Source organism: Indolivaga alginatilytica (genome assembly GCF_003201355.1).
Lineage (GTDB): Bacteria > Bacteroidota > Bacteroidia > Bacteroidales > Dysgonomonadaceae > Dysgonomonas_A > Dysgonomonas_A alginatilytica.
Genome location: NZ_QICL01000068.1, coordinates 1 through 1,484, shown reverse-complemented (window position 1 = coordinate 1,484; position 1,484 = coordinate 1). Strand labels below are relative to the sequence as shown.

Here is a 1,484-nt window from a genome sequence, read left to right as displayed (position 1 = left end):
ACTTTAGCTGAATTTGACAGGGTGATGTTTGAAAAAGATATCGCATTGTTAAGCAACGCCTATAATATATATGTGTCATCCGTATCAGGTGTTGACACCAATAACGGTACATCGACATCAACGCCTGTCAAAACGATAACAAGAGCATTAACACTCGCATCATCATCGAGCATTACACAGGAGCATATATATATCAGATTGAAAGGCGGTGAAGAATTTAGGCTAACGGGTACTATTGGGATTAATATACCCGGTAAGACCGTGAAATTCATGGATGATCAAGTAGTGTCACGCTTAAAACCAATTATAAAAGGCTCGATCTTAAAGTCTGCAAGCGATTTCACTTTAGTATCTACAGATATATATCGCACCCCTATTACTAAGGCATTGCACCACTTCATCACTGTCAATGGTGAGATGCGTTTACCTGCATCTACTGTCCGGTACGGTAAGTTTTACGAAACTATTACCCTGCCTACATTGGCAGGTGTATCAATGGCACAAGATTCTGAGGGTTATAAAGTATATACAGCATCTTTTCCGGCTGCTGATATTACCAAGTTAGCAACGATGTATAATGATGCTTATATCACGGTTTTCAAAGATTGGGTAAGCTTCAAAATGAGGGTGTTATCTGTGAACACAAGTAATAATACCATTACTTTTGCTCACAAAAAATCCACAACGATAACATCAGGGTCAAGATATATTATCGAAAATATAAACACCACTCTAAGTGTAGATGCCAATCGTGAGACATTCGCAAAAGGCACATTCTACACCACAGGCGGTTATTTATATTACAAGTTAAAGGACGATGAATCTATTTCGAATGTAAAGATTGAGATACCTCAAATCGAAGAGCTATTTAAAATTGAAAGTCAGTGTGTTTTTATTAATATACACTTTACTCAAGCCTATCATTATCTTTTTGATGATCCGAAATTTTGCACCGAAAAATCGCAGGGAAGAATGTTCCCTTGCTCTATCAATGTATATAGTTCTACTACATTCTCACAATGTGAATTCAGTCTTATCATCCGAAACGCATTAGGTTATCATATTGGTTCCAAAGATTCGTCTGTAGTTAGATGCGTATTCCATGATCTCGGGGCAATGGCTGTTAGGGTTGGAGAATGGGAACAGTCATACAGAGATGATTCCAATACCCCCAAAAACATACACATCTACAATAGTGTAGTGAAAGATTTGGGAAGAATATTAGATCACTCATCTGGGATAGCCATAACGTGGGCTGATACATGCAGTGTGACTCATTGCGATGTTTCAAGGCTGCAAAACAACGGTATTACATTAGGCTATTCATGGGACCCACCCACAGTTGCACCTAGTGCACTGAAACGATGCTATATAGCCAACAATTACGTACATCATGCAGGTAATTTTCTGCTCGCAGATTTCGCAGGAATTTACATTATCGGCGACACGGGGCAATCTGTTATTGAATATAATCGAATACACGA

General features: G+C 38.6%; 1 protein-coding gene. It reads left to right on the top strand.

Going from position 1 to position 1,484, the window contains the following annotated elements; translation table 11 throughout:
* The coding region (locus tag CLV62_RS21400) for a right-handed parallel beta-helix repeat-containing protein (RefSeq protein WP_170120128.1) at positions 1 to 1,484 on the top strand (1,484 nt) is incomplete at both ends.